Below are 18,394 nucleotides of genomic sequence, written 5' to 3' on the forward strand. Positions count from 1 at the left end.
TATATTTAAGGAGGAGACTTTAAAATGACGAAGATGGATTATGATCGAGCGTTATATTATACGCACCGGTCTGAATGGGATAACTTATTGATATTAATGGTAAGAACAAAAGACCAATTCTTATCAAAGAAGATTGAGCATTTCCTGCATGCTTACAACTTTGAAAAGAATTACTCAGTTATTGAGAAAAAGCTTTATTCACTTTTACGTTACATTGACCACGCAAATGAAATTGTTGAACAGGATATTGAACCCGTAACGTTGTATAGTCTTTCCTAGAACAATGAGCTGATACACTTTATTGTGCTGAAAATCTTTACCAACCGGGCAAAAAGAATTCCACCATATAAAAACACGGCTTCCTCCTCGGAAACCGTGTTTTTTCTAAGTATCGATAAATTTCAACTTTGAACTTTGATAACTGGTCTAGCTTCGACGCACAGGATGTGCCAGTGCCGACGTTGCCGCCAGGACGGTGGGGCTTTTAGTCGACCAGCGCCCACCGACTAGTGTACGTCGCTATACGGACGCTTCCACTTTCTTATTTCATTTTTTGATTTACAAGCTCCATAAAATTCTCTGCGGTTGACTGTAATTTTTGTTGACTTTCTTCAAGGCTTGTACTGTTGACTCCAAAATAGAATTTCACTTTTGGTTCCGTTCCAGACGGCCGCAAGCAAACCCATGATCCATCTTCAAATATATACTTTAGAACATTCGATTTAGGCAGATCGATTGTTTCAGAACCGCGATTTGTTATACGGATACCTGTTAAATAATCTTCACTTGATTGAACAGCCAAGCTGCCAAGATCCTTTAATGGCTCAGCACGGAAAGAGGCTAAAATTCGCTGAATCATTTCTGCCCCGTCTTTTCCTTTTAATGTTAGAGAGCGGAGTCCTTCCTGATAATAACCGTATTTTTCAAATACCTGCAATAAACCTTCATAGAGTGACATACCCTGTTTTTTATAGTAAGCACAAACTTCCGTTGCTAAAATAGCAGCTTGCACAGCATCTTTATCACGAACAAAGTCACCAATCAAATATCCGTAGCTTTCTTCATACCCAAACAAAAAGGAGTGTTCACCGGTAGTCTTAAATTCATTGATTTTTTCAGCAATAAACTTAAAGCCTGTTAAGACATCAATTGTCTCAAGACCATACGCTGCTGCAATCGCTTTGCCTATTTCAGATGTCACAATCGTTTTGAGGACAGTACCATTTTTCGGAAGGTTTCCTTTAGCTTGCTTTTGGCTAAGGATATAATTAAGTAATAAAGCACCTGTTTGGTTTCCTGTTAAAACGACGTATTCCCCTTCATTATTCAAAACAGCTATCCCTAAACGGTCACCATCGGGGTCTGTGCCGATTAATAAATCTGCTCCATATTCTTTCCCATCCCGGATCGCCAATTCAAAGGCGGCATGTTCTTCTGGATTTGGGCTTTTTACTGTTGAAAATTCTGGATCTGGCTGCTCCTGTTCTTTTACAACATGGACATTTTTATAGCCAAGTGCTGTCAGTGCATTACGAACCGGTTTATTAGCAGACCCATGTAATGGCGTAAACACGATCTTGATATCAGATTCTTGAGCAAGGTCTGGGTTTTCAGATATTGTTCGTAATTTTTCAATGTAAGCCTGATCAATCTCAGCGCCAATCGTGACAATTAAACCAGCCTCGCGCAACTTCTCCTCATCATCAACATCGATTAATAGTTCATTCTCGATTGCATTCACTTTAGAGATTACTTGATCTGCATGTTCAAGAGTCAACTGCCCTCCATCTGATCCATACACCTTATAACCATTATATTCAGGCGGGTTATGGCTTGCTGTAATCACAATTCCAGAAAAAGCATGGAAATATCTTAACGCAAAGGATAACTCTGGTGTCGGCCTTAACTCATCAAAAATGTATGTTTGAATGCCGCGTGTAGCAAGTGTCTTTGCTGCTTCTAACGCAAACTCTGGTGATTTACGGCGGGAATCATAGGCAATGACAACACCACGTTTTTTTGCTTCAAACCCATGTTCCTCTATGTATGCTGCTAAACCAGCAGTTGCTTTTCGAACCGTGTAGAGGTTCATCCGGTTTGTTCCAGCCCCGATTTCTCCCCGCATACCGCCAGTTCCAAATTCTAAGTTTTTATAAAAAGCCTCCTCAAGTTGTTTATCATCTTTAGCTATGTCTGCTAACTGTGTTTTTAATTCTGCATCTAAATTTTCAAACTGAATCCATCTATTTGCATTTGCTTTCCAATCCATTGGTTTCCTCCTGCTTTTTGGTATCAATACTTTTTCAAGAATAGTTTACTAAGCCATTTAGCTGATAGGCATTGTTTTTTTAATTCCGCCCAATAATCTTAATCACCCTTTATTTTACAATTTGCCTTTACGAAAGTACAAGCTTTTTAATATAAACAAAAACAAAACGCCTAGTATGCAGGCGCTTTGTTAGTTTTATATTAGCATCTCATTGGCAGCCTTTGCATAAACACTAAAAAAACATTTTTTCATGTTCTTTGCCTCTACAAATTGCTCATAATAAAATGGGAAAAACAATCCAAACCTTTCTAGGTTTTCTACATTTTTGTTAAAAAGTGCAGCGTATTCACACTCTAAGGTTGGCAGCTCAAGTATCGATACAACTGTTTGTAGACTGGTCATTACCTGAAATGCATCTTTTAAAGTACTGAAATCTTCATAGTGATCGTAATAGTTATGCAATACATTTAAACGTTCGAACTCTCTAATTTCATCATCAGCAAAATAAAGTGGAAACACATTGGTATAAATGTACCGCACAAGCTCGCTGATTTCTTCCTCCTGACCCGGTGTGGAGGCAAAAACAATCTTCACTTATAACCCACCTTTGCCATCGTTAGTTTCTATCGTAAAATATAGGATAAGAATAACATAAATTTAGCCGATGGAGGCGTGGTAATTATAACCACGATTAAATGCTAAAAGCGTCTGGCCTGTGTTTCAGAAGAGACAGTTCTTTAATTACAAAAAAGGATAATCAATGACAACCGCGAAAGGAGTCGAATATGCTGCAAACAAACCGTAAGGGAAAGTGGTTTGAAGCCATAGTTCCTAATGAATGGGAAGGCTTTAACCTCGAAGATGTCTTCCGAAAAATATGGGAAGCACCAAAAAAATTAACCTATACATTTCGAATTGAAAACAAAGTCTTACTAAACAGCAACACCCCGAACTGGAATATGCCTTTGGTTCATGGGGATAAAATAATGATAAGCCTTTTTGAGGAAACAAGTGGAGAAGCTCCTCCCACATTCTATGATGTCCCTATTCTTTATGAGGATGATCATTTAATTGTTTTTAATAAACCTGCTTTTATGAGTACGCATCCGAACAATATCGAAGTAGATAAGGACACACTTCTCAATGCAGCTATCTACCATTTACAGGCAAAAGGTGAGAGTAGAAACATCCGCCATGTTCATCGATTAGATCGAGATACAACGGGAGCAATCCTGTTTGCAAAACATCCATTGGCGGGAGCCATATTAGATCGAATGCTAGAGCTACGAAAAATCAAACGGACCTATATAGCGATAGTTAATGGATTATTACCTTCAAAAAAAGGAATTATTCATGAACCTATCGGACGTGATCGGCATCACGCAACCAAAAGACGTGTTTCATTAACCGGACAGGATGCAATTACTCATTATCAAGTTTTGAAAGAAGATAAGAAACAAAAGCTTACATATGTAAAATGCTGGCTTGAAACGGGAAGAACTCATCAAATACGTGTTCATTTTAGTCACATAGGACATCCGCTCGCAGGAGATCTACTCTATGGAGGGGGTGCTTTCTTTAACCGTCAAGCGTTACACGCAGCAAAGCTTGAATTTGTCCATCCATTAACGGGTGAAAAGATTATTTGTCATGCCCCTTTTATCGATAACCCACAAATATTTAAAGGAATTGATGTATATCAATTATAAGTGCGGCTTACATAGGGAGATACTAGTTCGATGTAAAACGGGATAAATAAATGGAGCACCCTAAATTTTAGAGTGCTCCATTTTGACGTTTTTACTTATTACCTTGCTTTTCTGAAGCCTCTTAAAATAAGACTTAACAGCAATACGAGGACAATCGCACCAATTATTGCTGGAATGATCGCAAAGTTGGCCACGTTTGGACCCCAATTACCCAGAATTAAGGTTCCAAGCCAAGAACCCACAAATCCAGCAATAATATTTCCAATTATTCCTCCAGGTATATCTTTACCCAAAACCATACCCGCAAGCCAACCGATTATTCCTCCGACAATTAATGACCAAAGAAATCCCATTTTAACACTCCTTTTATCATTTACTGATTATTTCATGATTTAATCCCTGCTTTGTTCCTTCAAGCAATCATTAAATGGTAAAAAACCAATTGACTCAATTGGCTTTTTACTCTGATGACTGCTTGTACCGTTAAATTACCCTTTTTTCTTGAAAATAAACAAAAAAATACGGATTGTAACAAATAAACAATTACTTGTCTTTTTACCTTTTTAGCGGACTTGAAGTAGTTCCCTTTCCCGATCCCATAATAAAATCTATATGCTTGGAAAGTAATAATAGTAATTGAGGGCAAATTAATTTACCATTCAGAATATTCTTTTGTTAAGTTTTTGTAAATTAAGTAAATTTAATTCATTTTCCGACATTTTTCATATAAAATTATCTCGTTTGGAATACTAATAACTTGGATGAATTACGGGGGTTAGAACATGGCTTTTAAAAAAGAGGATAAATTTAATGTGCTGCTCAACAAAATTTCAACTAACTTAAAAGAGAGTGCAAATTACTTTACAGAGTATAAGTTGAAAAATGTTAGCGATCTAAAGATCTTTTCTGAAAGAATGAAGGAATATGAGACAAAAGGCGATATTTTTGTCCATGAAGTGATTACACAATTAAATGATGCTTTCATCACGCCAATTGAACGTGAGGATATTTTACAACTTGCAATGAGCATGGATGATGTACTAGATGGACTTGAAGCATGTGCAGCATTATTTGAAATGTATTCCATGATACAAGCAGACGAATTTATGCTGAATTTTGTCGAATCAATTCAAGGCAGTGTCGACGAAATTGACAAAGCTATTGAGCTATTGTCAAGCAAGAAATTATTGCCAATTAGAGAACATGCCATTAAAATAAAAGATTACGAATCAAGATGTGATAATATTTTACGACAATCCATTAAACATTTGTTTACCGTTGAAAAAGATCCGATTCGGATTATTCAATTTAAAGAAATTTATGAAACGCTTGAGGACATTGCTGATTATTGTCAAACAGTTGCAAACACGTTAGAAACCATTATTATGAAAAATGCATAAGGGAGCCTTAAAATGAGTGGTTTATTACTTATAACGACACTGATTGTTATTGGTGCTTTAGTATTCGACTTTATTAATGGTTTCCATGATACGGCGAATGCAATTGCTACCTCTGTTTCTACAAAAGCGCTAAAACCCAGACAAGCTATCCTGTTAGCGGCTACAATGAATTTTGTAGGTGCATTAACCTTTACGGGCGTTGCTAAAACAATTACATCCGATATTGTCGATCCATTCCATTTGCAAAATGGACATGTGGTCATTCTTGCTGCCTTACTTTCAGCTATCATTTGGAATTTACTTACATGGTATCTCGGGATCCCGAGTAGTTCCTCACACGCGATTATCGGATCTATAGCCGGGGCAGCCATTGCAGCGGCGGGATTTTCTATATTAAAATATGCTGGATTCCTAAAAATCATCGAAGGTTTGATTATTTCACCGATCATTGCATTTATTGTGGGATATATCATATACAGCATCTTTAAAGTTTTCTTTAAAAACTATAATTTAACAAAAACAAACCGAACTTTTAGGTTTATCCAAATTGCGACTGCTGCATTGCAATCTTACTCTCACGGAACCAATGATGCTCAGAAATCAATGGGTATCATTACAATGGCACTTATTGCAAATGGGTTTGTTACATCAACGGATATTCCTCTATGGGTACAAATTGCCTGCGCCTGTTCTATGGGACTTGGAACATCCATTGGCGGCTGGAAAATTATTAAAACAGTCGGTGGAAAAATCATGAAAATCCGTCCAATCAATGGAGTGGCTGCGGATTTAACCGGAGCATTTGTTATCTTTGGTGCTACCTTTATTCATTTACCGGTAAGTACTACCCATGTTATCTCCTCTGGTATACTAGGTGTTGGCTCGTCACATCGTCTAAAAGGAGTTAAATGGGGCACCGCCCAACGGATGCTTATTACATGGGTAATTACTCTGCCGATCTCTGCATTATTGGCAGCTGCTATTTATCATATTATTAACCTGATCTTTTAAAGAAACGCAGATAGCTTCTTCTTTGTCTTATATATGAACTTGATCCTTATATAATTAGATTTTGAAAACAAACGCCGGTTTACCGGCGTTTGTTTTTTATCTAACTTATTCATACTCTCACTTCATCCGATGTGACAATTCTTTAGCTTTTTACGTACATCTTTCCATTGCTGTAAGAACTGCTTCCCTAAATTGGTTTTTTTCAAGGCTTGCTACTGCTTCGATCGTTGTTCCTCCTGAAGTACAAACATTTCAGGAAGCAATTCAATTTCAAGTTCAATATGGTACTCCTTTGAATGTAAAGTTATAAAAAAAGAATAATTTAGTATTTTCTATTAATTTTAATAGCGTTCTTTAGATGGGCCTATTAATTAGATCATTTTCCTCTATAAAGACTTAAACAAGTCACTCTCTCAAATAAATGGTTGTGATAGATATATACACTATTATTTGAGCTAATTTAGTCCTTTACAATTTATTTTCTTCGGAGTAATATCTTGAGCATAGGAAATAATTCCATATTGCCTAATCCCGAAAGGGAACGGAGGACCCACTTTTTTGGGGTGTATTCTACAGATTTGTAGAAGGGATGTTAACTCTTTCGCCATCCTAACCCGTCAGCTAACTTCGTCGGCTAAAGCGAAGGAGGTCAAAAGACCACCTTAGGAAAGGTGCTTTTTTTGTGTTCTTTTACAAGAAAAGCCTGCCTTTCAATTTTGTGGTCTTTTGTTTTGGAAAGATCAAGGGAGATGAAACTCAGGATTGAGACCATTTAGAATATAGTATCACATTGTGGTCTATCAATGTTCAAGGACACACGGTTTATTGCATTTCATAAATAGTTTAAAATCTATAAGTATTCATTAACAAAATTGTTTAGTCCGTTGGAAGAATAGAAATTTTCATGTTTTTTTCACTGGAAATACTGTTTATGTATGTTTTAGGGGGTATTAAAAGGTGAAAAGACCTCTTTGGAAACTTATAATAAAAACATTTTATAAAAATAACTCTAAACCAACCTATTTTGGGATAGGAAATAAGCATCTTGATGTGAACACAATGCGTTATAGGGTATTTGGTGCAGTCTGGCAATTACACAATGGTTATAGGTATATAATCGATTATTGGTTTGGTGATAATAAGAAAGAGATAGTCAATTTAATAAATTGTGGGGGATGGGCAAACCTTGTAAACCAAGAAGGACAAATTGACAATGTTTATCAGATTGTTCGAGAGAAACAAGAAAGGGAACTTTGGAAAAAACGGATTAAACTACCGAATAATATAAACCAAAAAAATTGGAATGGGAAAAAGACTGGGTGGTACATCATAAAATCATGTAAAAACTATCCTTGTACCTTGACCTGTATTCAAAAAACAAAACATTCTATTTGGATTAAGCATGTATGTGTTTGTGAATCCAATAATGATTTAAAAAAATTCCTTAATTTAATTAACTTGGAACACAATATCAAATTAATCCCAGATGAATTCATTCATTCCGAGTGATTTGATGTGGATATGTCAGTATAAAATGAAGGTTTACCATACTCAGGGGGAAATAATCATGACATTTAAAAGGTTACTATTTGGTCGCCCCTTAAAATCAAGTGAAGCTGAAGCTGAAAAAATGCCAATGTGGATGGCATTACCGATTCTTTCGTCGGACGCACTTTCTTCAGTAGCTTACGGGACAGAAATGATTTTACTTGAACTGGCAACTGTAGGAGCCTTTGCTTTCTCCTTTTCATTGCCCGTTGCTATTGTCATTATTCTTTTGATTACGATTCTTATTATAAGTTACAGACAAGTGATCGATGCGTATCCCCAAGGCGGGGGAGCGTATATGGTCGCAAAAGAAAACCTGGGAATGATGTGGGGACGTTTGGCAGGAGTATCCTTACTTATTGACTACACCTTAACGGTTGCCGTTTCTATTTCTGCAGGAGTGCTTGCGATTACTTCCGCTTATCATGGAGTTTTGCCCTATATCGTGCCGATTGGATTAATTTTTATTTGGTTTATGGTATTGATGAACCTTAGAGGTACATCTGAATCTGGAAACGTATTTGCAATACCGACTTATTTGTTTATTTTTTGTATGTTAACCTTAGTTGGAAAAGGTTTATTTGATTGGTTAACTGGTGCACCTCAGGCTACTCACAATGTTTCTATTCCTACAGGTATACCAGCAGGCTTGACTTGGTTTGTTTTGTTAAAGGCATTCTCTTCAGGGTGTTCGGCGGTAACAGGGATTGAAGCGATTTCCAATGCTGTGCCCCATTTTCGAAAACCCGCCCAAAAGAATGCGAAACGAACAATGCTAACATTAGGAGTGTTATTAGCTGTCATTTTTGGTGGAGTAACCATATTTTCACGAGTGTATGATATTCACCCAGACCCAACAGGAACCAAAACGGTTCTTTCTATGGTTGCAGAAGATGCCTTTGGACGGGGAGTATTTTTTTATATTATTCAATTTGCAACGATGATGATATTAGTATTAGCGGCAAATACAAGCTTTAGTGGATTTCCTATTTTGTCATCTATCATGGCACAAGACAAAAATATGCCTCGAATGTTTAGTAATAGGGGAGAACGGTTAGCTTTTAATTATGGAATAATCACACTGGGAGTATTAGCAAGTATTCTACTAATTGTATTTGGTGGCAGAACTGAAGCATTAATTCCCTTATATGCTATTGGTGTTTTCTTATCCTTTACATTGGCTCAAGTAGGTCTGGTCTTAAAATGGACTAGAGAGAAGTCGCAGGGATGGAAACGGAAAGCCATTATTAATGGAATTGGAGCTGTAGTAACATTCTTTGTCGTCATTATCTTTTGTATCACGAAATTTGCAGAAGGGGCTTGGATCGTCATTATCATAACCCCGCTATTATTATGGGGAATCACGAAAATTAGTAAGCATTATGAAAATGTAGCTAAGAATTTAAAAGTTGATTTAACGGAGCCTCTTCCATTTGTAGAAACAGTAGTAATTGTTCCTGTTGCTGGTATTCATAAGGTAGTTGTTTCAACAATTGCATATGCAAAATCTCTTACCCCAAATGTAGTAGCTTTTTATGTTGCCTTTTCACCTGAAGATGCTAAAAATATGGAAGAAAGATGGGAAAAGTGGAACCCAGGCGTTCGATTAGTAGTTGTTGTATCACGTTACCGTACAATTATAAAGCCGTTAATTGAATTTATTGGACGTGCTGAGTACCGCTATGGCAAGCAAAAGAAAATAATGGTGCTATTACCTGAATTTATTACTCGGAAATGGTGGCATCGCTTATTACACAACCAATCAGGATTTCGTATCCGCTCCATACTTTTTGCAAGAAAAGATGTTGTCGTTGCCACAGTTCCGATTCGTTTGAATGATTAACAACGTAATCTTTACGAAATAAAAAAGTTCAATGACCTATTCATTGGACTTTTTTGTATATCAGTAATTGCTTTGGCTTTAACGATTAAAAAGGAATAAATAGGGAAAATTATTCATATAAGTGTATGAAGGAGTGGGGTATATGGAACAGGTATGTACTATTTGTGCAAGTGATAATAAGAATCTTGAAAAAGATGGAGAATCATCAGTTTTGATCATTTGTGAAAATTGTCTAAGAAACGATATTTTCCCACCTTTACTTGATAAATATTTCTTAAATTAAAATTTTAAATAAGAAGATACTGATTCCAATGTATAGTGGGAGTAACTTATTTAGGGGGTAATTCTCTTTTTCAACTAATGAAGCAGTGTTAGTGAAACAGGGAACAAGAAAAAGGACCAAAGCGGTCCTTTTTCATTTGAAGAAATATCGTCATTGTAATTTAAAGGAAATAAATAGAAAAAAGGAAGACTAATTAAAGAAGTTTCCTCTAAAGTCGTATGAAGTGGTCTCTCAGTAGTCTGATACCTTATCGTTTAACACTTTTCTGCGGCATTTAGTAACCAAAACCAGATGATAGTAGAGTAAACAAGCAAAAGCATTCAGCCTATCAGCTGACGGCAATTCATCTCCACCTGATTTGTTGGGCTTGCGGCCGTAACACAAATCAGATGGAGTCCTCTTGCCAAATGGGATAAATCCAATTGTTTTCATCATGTTTTATCATCCTTCTTTTAAAAATACATTTCGGAGGTTTTTATTGTGGATCAAAATCGAATTAAACCTGCCATAGCTGAAATATTACCCCATCCAAGTTCCTTTTTCCAGCAGTCCACCATTGATTTGGCTCAATCTTTACTAGGATGTTTATTAGTAAAAGAAACATTGGAAGGGACCGCAGGAGGGTATATTGTTGAAACAGAAGCCTATATGGGGCCAATGGATCGAGCTGCCCATAGTTATCAAAATAAGCGGACAAAACGAACAGAGATTATGTATGCCTCAGCCGGACACGTCTATACCTACCAAATGCATACTCATTGCCTATTAAATGTTGTAAGCGGAGAAATAGAACAGCCGCAAGCGATCCTAATCCGCGCTATAGAGCCGTTAGTTGGAATCGAGTTAATGACTTTGCGAAGAGGTATGACCAATCAACGAAATCTAACGAACGGGCCAGGGAAACTAACAAAAGCCTTGGGAATTACCATGGAGGATTATGGACGTACGTTTTGGGAGCCTCCCCTATCTATTTCCAAGGGAATTGTTCCAACTTCCATTTCACAAGGAAAAAGAATCGGGATTGAAAACACCGGTGAAGCAAAGGACTATCCATGGCGGTTTTGGATCAGCGGCAACCCTCATGTATCCCGCCATCAAAAGGAAAGCTAGGGCCAGGGAATGATAAAAAAAAATGAAAAGAGCGAGTAATCCTCGCTCTTTACTTCAAATCCCTCTGTGAAAATGCTCCTGGAAGCAGTTCTGCCACTGTAGTTCTCTGAATAGCACCTTTTAAATTGGTCAAAATGACCTCCATATTGGCATCACAAAGCTCAGAGATGACCTGACGGCATGCCCCACACGGAGAAACCGGACCATCCGTATCCGCCACAACAACAAGTGTTTGAAATTGAGTTATACCATCAGAATATGCTTTGAATAAAGCTGTCCGCTCCGCACAATTGGTAACACTATATGCTGCATTTTCGATATTACAGCCATGAAAAATCTGCCCATCCTTCGATATCAGCGCAGCCCCAACCTTGAACTTCGAATAGGGCACATAAGCAAACTCTCTTGCTTTTACCGCTTCCCTGATAAGCTCTTTTTCTTCCATACCCATCACTCCTCTCCTTGGTCCATTCTCATACTGCAAAGAACGTTATCTAATGCTGAATAAGTCTTCCAATCCAATCAGCGACTATTCCTCCAAAGTAAACCCCAAAAATCCCAACGACTCCCGTTAGCACAGGTGGGGCAGGAATTGGAAGCTTTAAAAATTTAAATAAAACACCAACAAATAATCCTGCTAACAAAGCTAAGAAAATCTCTTTCATCGTAAGCCCTCTTTTTTTATTAATAATTGGCTGTGGAGATTTCACCATTCACAATAGCAATACCCGCGCTTGCACCAATTCTCGTTGCACCAGCTTCAATCATCGCTAGTGCGTCCTTACGGCTCCGTACACCTCCTGAGGCTTTAACACCCAGATCAGGACCAACTGTTTTTCGCATTAATTGAATATCAGCCACTGTTGCACCGCCTGTTGAAAAACCTGTTGAGGTTTTCACAAAATCAGCACCAGCCTTTACGGCAAGTTCACAAGCCTTTACCTTTTCTTCATCCGTTAATAAACAAGTTTCAATAATGACTTTTGTTAGCGCTTTGCCCTTTGTTGCCTCAACAATTGCATGGATGTCCTGTTCAACAAAATCGTCTTGTTTGTCCTTAAGAGCACCAATATTAATCACCATATCCACTTCTGTTGCTCCATTATCAATTGCATTTTTAGCTTCAAAAGCTTTTGACTCAGTGGTAGTTGCCCCTAAAGGAAAGCCGATCACGGTACATACCTTAACTTCAGGAGTATCAGCAAGCAGCTCAGCAGCTGTTTTTACCCAAACGGGATTTATACATACAGAGGCAAATTTATATTGTTTTGCTTCGTTTACGAGTTTAACAATTTCCTCCTTCTTTGCATCTGGTTTTAATAACGTATGATCAATCATATGTGCAACATTTTTGGTCATCTTGAAAACTTCCTTCCAACTAATTATTCAAGTAAGAGATAAACTCTATACCAAAGGTAACTATAACAAATTATCGGTAAACATTTCATAAATTTAATGCGATATTTTTATTATATGTAACCTTACTATTTCCTAATATAGAGAAAAATAAGTGAATCCACCTCATACTATTTTTCTAAAATACAAATTCTGAGCTGGAATTCAATGAGCTATTTTGGGTATGATTCAATTAAGGGGGCTGATGTATTATGCTGCAAAGCCTTGGCGAAATTGTTTACCGCTATCGAAAATGGGTACTTGGGGCTTGGGTCATTATTATCTTAGGATTTGGACTTTTTTCTTTAAGGCTGCCAACGGTCCTTAGCGGAAATGGGTTCGAATTTAAAGGTGAGTACAATCTGACAAAAGAGATACTTGAAAAAGACTTTGGACAGCCAAAATCATCCATTATCCTTCTTTTTCATCGTGATAAGATGATAAAGGATCAAGAATGGAAAAAGTATATTGATGATACCTTTAAAAAATTACTCGGGTTTGATGATGTTAATACGATTACGACACCTTTTGATCGAGAAGGAATGCTGAAGGATTCCTATGCATATGGTCTTCTTTCCTTTAATAAAGGATCAGAAGACCTCGGCAAAGAAATTAACCAATTGAAAAAGAAATTAAAAAATAAACATGGTCTAACCGTGTCAATGACAGGAGAGCCAGTGATTGTCCAGGATCTTAATCAGGCAAGCCAGGAGGATTTAGCAAAAGCAGAAATGATTGGCCTTCCGATTGCATTATTGGTGCTGATTCTAGCCTTTGGAGGCGTTGTTGCTGCAGCTGTTCCGCTTATTATCGGGGTTGTGTCCATTTTAACTACAATGGGAATTGTCTATTTTTTTAGCTATAGTACACACTTGTCAATCTTTATCCTGAATATAGTTCCGATGATTGGGCTAGCACTCAGTATTGACTTTGCACTTCTGTTTATTAATCGCTTCAAGGAAGAAATAACGAAACATCCGCTAAATGAAGCGATTCAAATAACCGTTTCAACCGCAGGCCGTTCGATTATTTTTTCGGGGTTTTGTGTTTTTATCGGACTATCTGGTTTGCTGTTTATCAAAATTGATATCTTTCAGAATGTTGCCCTGGGAGGAATGACAGTCGTATTTGTTTCGGCCCTCACGGCGATTACCTTTCTTCCCGCTTTATTATCTGGCGTGGGTCACCGGATTAACAAATTAAGCTTATTCCCGATCAAAGATAGCTCAACAACATTTTGGCATGCATTTGCCATTTACGTCATGAAACGACCAGTGGTCATGATGGTTGCTGCTCTTGTCATCCTTCTTGCTGGTTTTATCCCTGTAAAGGAGATGATTTTGAAAATCCCTGGGATTGATTCATTACCTGCAAATTACTCCTCCAGATTGGCCTATGAAACGTTTAAGGACAAGTTTGTTCCTATGGAAAAAGTTGATGATAAAAAAGTGACCATTGTATTTCAATCCAAAGGAAAAATGCTTACTGCAAATAACCTGGAAAAAGCTAATCAATTAGTCAATAAGCTTAAAAAAGATCAGCTTGTGAATCAAGTTGAGTCACTTTTTTCTGTAACGAAAACCAACAACGTACAGCAACTTTCTCAGCTTATGGCATTCAGGAACAACCAACAGATAGCACCTTTATTAGATTATTATGTTAGAGATAACAAAATGATCGTTGATGTTTATTTAAAAACAGGGAACAACTCAAAGACTCGAAAGTGGGTAAAGGATTGGGCAAATAAGGAACTACCCTTAAAAACATTCTTTGGCGGTCAAATCAAATTTGAGCAAGAAATCTTTGATGAGATTTTTGATAAGGCTCCGCATGGACTTTTGCTAATTTTTGTTACAACCTTCATCATTTTGATGACTGCCTTTCGTTCTGTTGTAATTCCATTAAAAGCTATTTTAATGAATATCTTAAGCCTCGGATGTACATTTGGAATTGTTGTCTGGATTTACCAGCGGGGCCATTTTGGAATGAATCCAGTTGACATTGCGTTGATTCTGCCAGTATTCGTGTTTAGCCTTGTTTTTGGGTTATCAATGGACTATGAGGTATTTTTGATTTCAAGGATCCAAGAGTTTTATTTAAGTACTGGTGACAATAGCAGGGCTACCGTTTTAGGCTTAACCTATACAAGTAAAATTATCACTTCGGCGGCAGCGATTATGATTGTCGTGACCGGTGCGTTTGCCTTTACAGGAGTTATGCCAATCAAGCAGCTTGGAGTTGGAATTGCAACAGCTATTTTCATTGATGCCACTATTATTAGAATGGTGCTCGTACCTGCACTCATGAAGCTGTTTGGCGATTGGAATTGGTGGTTCTTCGGATTAAAAAATAAAAATGTTAAAAAGCCAGCGTAGGCTGGCTTTCTTTCTGTTCAGATATCCTTTGCATATTCCTGACTAGGCATTTTGTTTAACACAACATATAAGCTGACCGGCTCACTGCCACTATTGGTAAAGGCAAGCTCCTCTTCATCGCTGGTATGAATTATATCAGCTCCCCTTACGATTGTTTCCTCGCCGTTAATGCTGATTGTTCCCATTCCGTTCAAAACGAACAAATACAACTCAGCCCCTGGATGTTTATGGGCAGGAAGCTTCTGTCCAGGTAAAAAGTTTAGTACAAATGCTGTACTATCTCTTGTATTGAAAATCACTCTTTTTGTGAATTTCTGCTCATTATACTCTTGGTAATTTTTAATAGATTGCTGTTCCATGATTTCCCTCCTCATATCCTTACTGATTTCATTTTAATTAAAAATTATTTTCAATTAATTGACTAGAATCACACTTTTTTTATTTTGTATTATTAATTTCCATTTATGTATTGATTTGATCTAAAAAGGCCAAAGCTACTTGAACACCATTTCAGAAGAATTTACTGATATGTCTTTCATCAGACCCTCAAACCAACCCCTACTAAAAGAAGGCAAAAAAATAGAAGCTCAACTGAACTTCTAGTTAAAACATATACGAAAGAATCACTCTTTGCGGCAGCTCATATTCACCTTGTGATTTCTTTTTTAATTGTCCGCATGATGGCATTTCAAAGGAAAAGTCTGCTATTTGTTGTGGAACAACACCTTTTTGTTTTAGTTGATCAAAGACTTTGCTCATCGCATCTTCTGGGGAGATAATTTTCTTTGAATCATTTGCTTGTAGGTAATCGACGCATGTCTCAACTATATTTTCATCAATTTGTTCTTGGGCAAAGACCAGCTTAGCACCTGCCATCTCTTCTACTTCATGATTTTCTAACTCAATTATGGTTGTAATGTTCATTTGTTGATTCCACCTTTCCAGAGTTCATTATAGATAAATTTTTTTACTTTGTTTATTGGAAGCGTTTAATTTCACTATTTAGTCATATATTTTTGACAAACTTCTGTCTTTTAACAGTGCATTTAGTTTTTTTGGAATGACCTCTTCCTTTATCATCTTAATAAATTTTAATTGTATACTGATATAACAACATTTATTCCGATTATTTGTTTCCTACAAAGATGGTAAACGGAAATAATTTAAAAATACACGCTCTTTACAAAAAGGTGAATATTGGCTATGATGAAGATAATATAATACGGATTTATTTTGGAGGAGCCTGTCACCACAGGCTCCTTTTTGTCTTTTTTAGGATCAAAAGTATTTTTTCTATAATTATCGACACCGTATTAGTAGAGATACAAGAATAGGGGTGGAGAATTGTCAAATCAGGCAATCATTGCAATTGGCGTATTTTTAGTAACCTACGCCTTTATCGTAACAGAAAAGATTCATCGAACAATTATCGCCATGACCGGCGGTATTTTGATGGTTCTACTTGGAATCATTGACCAGGGAACAGCACTGCACCATATTGACTTTAATACGCTTGGTTTGCTTACCGGTATGATGATCATTGTCTCGATTACAGCTGAGACAGGATTATTTAATTATTTAGCTATTTGGTCGGCAAAGAAGGTAAAGGGCGATCCATTAAAAATTTTACTTGTTCTTGGGCTCATTACTGCAATTGGTTCCGCTTTTTTAGATAATGTTACAACGGTTCTTTTAATGGTCCCGGTTACCTTCAGCATTACCAGACAACTTAGAGTAAACCCAATTCCCTTTTTAATAACTGAAATTATTGCTTCAAACGTGGGTGGAACATCAACACTAATCGGCGACCCGCCAAATATTATGATTGGCAGTGCTGTAAAAGGATTATCGTTCATGGATTTTATTAACAATCTAACCGCCATCTCATTTTTATTGCTGCTAGTAAATATGGCCATTTTGGCTATTCTCTATCGAAAGTCGATTAAGACTTCTCAAGAATTAAAAGAAAACTTGATGGACTTAGATGAAAAAGAAGAAATTACTGACAAAAAACTATTGGTAAAGTCATTAATTACACTTGGGTTAACGATTATCGGCTTCTTCCTCCATCAGCTATTCCATTTAGAATCAGCGACTGTTGCACTTGCAGGGGCATTTTTGCTGTTATTACTTACCGGAGAAAGTTTTCTCGACAAAGCTTTTCATAAAGTCGAATGGACGACTATTTTCTTCTTCATTGGTTTATTTGTCCTCGTTTCCGGATTAATCGAGACCGGAGTAATTTCATTATTGGCCAATTATTCAATGGATTTTACTGGTGGTGACTTAACATCAACGTCCATTTTAATTCTTTGGGTGAGCGCCATTGCTTCTGCGTTTATCGATAACATCCCGTTTGTGGCCACGATGATTCCTATGATTAAGGAAATGGGGGCAATGGGGATTACCAACTTGGATCCACTATGGTGGAGTCTTTCTCTCGGAGCATGTCTTGGCGGAAACGGAACTTTAATTGGCGCAAGTGCAAATGTCATCGCTGCAGGACTAGCTGCAAAAGAAGGCCATCCGATCTCTTTTGGAAAGTTCCTATTAGTCTCCTTTCCATTAATGCTTCTTTCGATTTTAATCTGTACCGTTTACGTTTACTTACGCTATCTTGTATAGAGGAGGAATCAGTATGAAGCTTTTATATAAATATGATGAAACAAAAATGGAATTAAAAGAGGCGCAAAACGAGGATGATATTGAATTTAATCTCATCCTCTTAGATGAAGAAGTAAGAAAGCAGCTTCTAAAAGTAAAACAATTCTTTAGTGAAAATAACATCGTTACCGACCTGCTTGTTTACACACACTCTGACAGACATATTCAAATCATTGTAAGAAAAGATTTTTACTATGATTTTGTGTTGCAGTTATTTAAATATCATTTGTTAGATGAAGTTAAATGGGGAGACTAGGAACGGCCGCCCATTAGCCCTCCCTACAAAGAACTTGAATACAAAACTGAAACTAAAAAGAGATCCAAGTGCAGTTTAGTGCTTGGACCTCTTTTCACCACTTATATTAGTTATCTTGCCAACCAACCCCAATTATTTTAAGTCTTCCATTTTTACATGGTCCATATCGTCATAAGTAATGTTTTCTCCACACATTCCCCAAATAAACGTATAATTACTTGTTGCGGTAAGTATGAATAGACCAGCTAGGTGAGATTGCAGCTTGTTCATTTTTCATTACTAGATGTCTTGTTTCTTCTGGTTCCCCCATGAAGTGAAATACACGGGTATCTGGTTCCATATCAAAATATAAATATACTTCCATCCGGCGCTCATGGGTATGACAAGGCATCGTATTCCAAACACTCCCCGGAGAAAGCATGGTTAAACCCATTTGCAATTGACAGCTCTCACAGACATTAGGATGAATATATTGATGTATTTTCCGCTCGTTTAATGTATCTATGTTTCTGCTTGATCATTTTCATGTTA

General features: G+C 37.1%; 20 protein-coding genes, 2 pseudogenes and 1 riboswitch. Of the genes and pseudogenes, 11 read left to right on the forward strand and 11 right to left on the reverse strand.

What is annotated here, in order from left to right:
* Nucleotides 1-24: 24 nt before the first annotated feature.
* Entirely contained in the window at nt 25-279 is a 255-nt protein-coding gene (locus JN080_RS16080) for a YhdB family protein (RefSeq protein WP_256237013.1), read from the forward strand.
* 262 nt (nt 280-541) lie between these two features.
* On the opposite strand, the gene JN080_RS16085 is transcribed toward JN080_RS16080, so the two are convergent.
* Nucleotides 542-2,269 carry a phospho-sugar mutase gene (locus JN080_RS16085; protein WP_256237014.1) on the reverse strand — a complete coding sequence of 576 codons (1,728 nt, stop codon included), beginning with the start codon at nt 2,267-2,269 and terminating at the stop codon, nt 542-544.
* Between the two features lie 195 nt (nt 2,270-2,464).
* Nucleotides 2,465-2,863 carry a YhcU family protein gene (locus tag JN080_RS16090; protein ID WP_256237015.1) on the reverse strand — a complete coding sequence of 133 codons (399 nt, stop codon included), beginning with the start codon at nt 2,861-2,863 and terminating at the stop codon, nt 2,465-2,467.
* Between the two features lie 191 nt (nt 2,864-3,054).
* Here JN080_RS16090 and JN080_RS16095 point away from each other — a divergent pair, with 191 nt between their 5' ends.
* A complete protein-coding gene (locus tag JN080_RS16095; RefSeq protein WP_256237016.1) occupies nt 3,055-3,978 on the forward strand; it encodes an RluA family pseudouridine synthase in 924 nt (307 codons plus the stop codon).
* Nucleotides 3,979-4,076: 98 nt separating this feature from the next.
* On the opposite strand, the gene JN080_RS16100 is transcribed toward JN080_RS16095, so the two are convergent.
* On the reverse strand, nt 4,077-4,331 hold the full coding sequence (locus JN080_RS16100) for a GlsB/YeaQ/YmgE family stress response membrane protein (protein ID WP_256237017.1): 255 nt from the start codon (nt 4,329-4,331) through the stop codon (nt 4,077-4,079).
* Between the two features lie 429 nt (nt 4,332-4,760).
* Here JN080_RS16100 and JN080_RS16105 point away from each other — a divergent pair, with 429 nt between their 5' ends.
* Entirely contained in the window at nt 4,761-5,378 is a 618-nt protein-coding gene (locus JN080_RS16105) for a DUF47 domain-containing protein (protein WP_256237018.1), read from the forward strand.
* Nucleotides 5,379-5,390: 12 nt separating this feature from the next.
* Entirely contained in the window at nt 5,391-6,389 is a 999-nt protein-coding gene (locus JN080_RS16110) for an inorganic phosphate transporter (protein ID WP_256237019.1), read from the forward strand.
* Nucleotides 6,390-6,539: 150 nt separating this feature from the next.
* Here JN080_RS16110 and JN080_RS16115 read toward each other — a convergent pair.
* Nucleotides 6,540-6,638, reverse strand: a pseudogene (locus JN080_RS16115) (pyrroline-5-carboxylate reductase dimerization domain-containing protein); the annotation flags it as partial.
* A gap of 263 nt (nt 6,639-6,901) precedes the next feature.
* Nucleotides 6,902-7,040, forward strand: a riboswitch (cyclic di-AMP (ydaO/yuaA leader).
* A 306-nt stretch (nt 7,041-7,346) separates the two neighbouring features.
* On the opposite strand from JN080_RS16115, the gene JN080_RS16120 reads away from it, so the two are divergent.
* The 3 genes from JN080_RS16120 to JN080_RS16130 all read left to right on the forward strand — a co-directional run bounded on the left by JN080_RS16120 (nt 7,347) and on the right by JN080_RS16130 (nt 10,063).
* A complete protein-coding gene (locus tag JN080_RS16120; RefSeq protein ID WP_256237020.1) occupies nt 7,347-7,898 on the forward strand; it encodes a hypothetical protein in 552 nt (183 codons plus the stop codon).
* Nucleotides 7,899-7,950: 52 nt separating this feature from the next.
* A complete protein-coding gene (locus JN080_RS16125) occupies nt 7,951-9,780 on the forward strand; it encodes an APC family permease (protein WP_256237049.1) in 1,830 nt (609 codons plus the stop codon).
* 142 nt (nt 9,781-9,922) lie between these two features.
* Nucleotides 9,923-10,063: a hypothetical protein gene (locus tag JN080_RS16130; RefSeq protein WP_256237021.1), complete on the forward strand. Its 141-nt coding sequence runs from the start codon at nt 9,923-9,925 to the stop codon at nt 10,061-10,063.
* Nucleotides 10,064-10,294: 231 nt separating this feature from the next.
* On the opposite strand, the gene JN080_RS29870 is transcribed toward JN080_RS16130, so the two are convergent.
* The gene (locus tag JN080_RS29870; RefSeq protein WP_375141675.1) at nt 10,295-10,498 is read right to left on the reverse strand and encodes a hypothetical protein; all 204 of its coding nucleotides are present in this window, start codon (nt 10,496-10,498) and stop codon (nt 10,295-10,297) included.
* 72 nt (nt 10,499-10,570) lie between these two features.
* Here JN080_RS29870 and JN080_RS16140 point away from each other — a divergent pair, with 72 nt between their 5' ends.
* Nucleotides 10,571-11,173 carry a DNA-3-methyladenine glycosylase gene (locus tag JN080_RS16140; RefSeq protein WP_375141674.1) on the forward strand — a complete coding sequence of 201 codons (603 nt, stop codon included), beginning with the start codon at nt 10,571-10,573 and terminating at the stop codon, nt 11,171-11,173.
* Nucleotides 11,174-11,222: 49 nt separating this feature from the next.
* Here the strand turns inward: JN080_RS16140 and JN080_RS16145 are convergent, their stop codons facing one another.
* Genes JN080_RS16145 through deoC form a run of 3 tightly spaced genes read right to left on the reverse strand, consistent with a single transcriptional unit; the run spans nt 11,223 to nt 12,532 of the window.
* Nucleotides 11,223-11,618, reverse strand: coding sequence for a cytidine deaminase (locus JN080_RS16145; RefSeq protein ID WP_256237050.1), 396 nt, complete (start codon nt 11,616-11,618; stop codon nt 11,223-11,225).
* Nucleotides 11,619-11,667: 49 nt separating this feature from the next.
* Nucleotides 11,668-11,838, reverse strand: a complete 171-nt coding sequence (locus JN080_RS16150) for a XapX domain-containing protein (protein WP_256237023.1) — start codon at nt 11,836-11,838, stop codon at nt 11,668-11,670.
* 19 nt (nt 11,839-11,857) lie between these two features.
* A complete protein-coding gene (gene deoC / locus JN080_RS16155; protein ID WP_256237024.1) occupies nt 11,858-12,532 on the reverse strand; it encodes a deoxyribose-phosphate aldolase in 675 nt (224 codons plus the stop codon).
* Between the two features lie 248 nt (nt 12,533-12,780).
* On the opposite strand from deoC, the gene JN080_RS16160 reads away from it, so the two are divergent.
* Entirely contained in the window at nt 12,781-14,943 is a 2,163-nt protein-coding gene (locus JN080_RS16160) for an MMPL family transporter (RefSeq protein WP_256237025.1), read from the forward strand.
* Between the two features lie 17 nt (nt 14,944-14,960).
* On the opposite strand, the gene JN080_RS16165 is transcribed toward JN080_RS16160, so the two are convergent.
* Nucleotides 14,961-15,302 (reverse strand): cupin domain-containing protein, encoded by a 342-nt coding sequence (locus tag JN080_RS16165; protein WP_256237026.1) that lies wholly within the window; start codon nt 15,300-15,302, stop codon nt 14,961-14,963.
* A 244-nt stretch (nt 15,303-15,546) separates the two neighbouring features.
* A complete protein-coding gene (locus tag JN080_RS16170) occupies nt 15,547-15,867 on the reverse strand; it encodes a hypothetical protein (RefSeq protein ID WP_256237027.1) in 321 nt (106 codons plus the stop codon).
* 420 nt (nt 15,868-16,287) lie between these two features.
* Between JN080_RS16170 and JN080_RS16175 the strand changes: the two genes are divergently transcribed.
* Together JN080_RS16175 and JN080_RS16180 are read left to right on the forward strand one after the other, a co-directional pair.
* On the forward strand, nt 16,288-17,568 hold the full coding sequence (locus JN080_RS16175; protein ID WP_256237028.1) for an ArsB/NhaD family transporter: 1,281 nt from the start codon (nt 16,288-16,290) through the stop codon (nt 17,566-17,568).
* Between the two features lie 13 nt (nt 17,569-17,581).
* Nucleotides 17,582-17,863 carry a hypothetical protein gene (locus JN080_RS16180; RefSeq protein WP_256237029.1) on the forward strand — a complete coding sequence of 94 codons (282 nt, stop codon included), beginning with the start codon at nt 17,582-17,584 and terminating at the stop codon, nt 17,861-17,863.
* Between the two features lie 132 nt (nt 17,864-17,995).
* Here the strand turns inward: JN080_RS16180 and JN080_RS16185 are convergent.
* Nucleotides 17,996-18,362: pseudogene (locus tag JN080_RS16185) on the reverse strand (5-deoxy-glucuronate isomerase); the annotation flags it as partial.
* Nucleotides 18,363-18,394: the final 32 nt, after the last annotated feature.

This window comes from Bacillus sp. EB600 (assembly GCF_024494385.1).
Lineage (GTDB): Bacteria > Bacillota > Bacilli > Bacillales > Cytobacillaceae > JAEVLT01.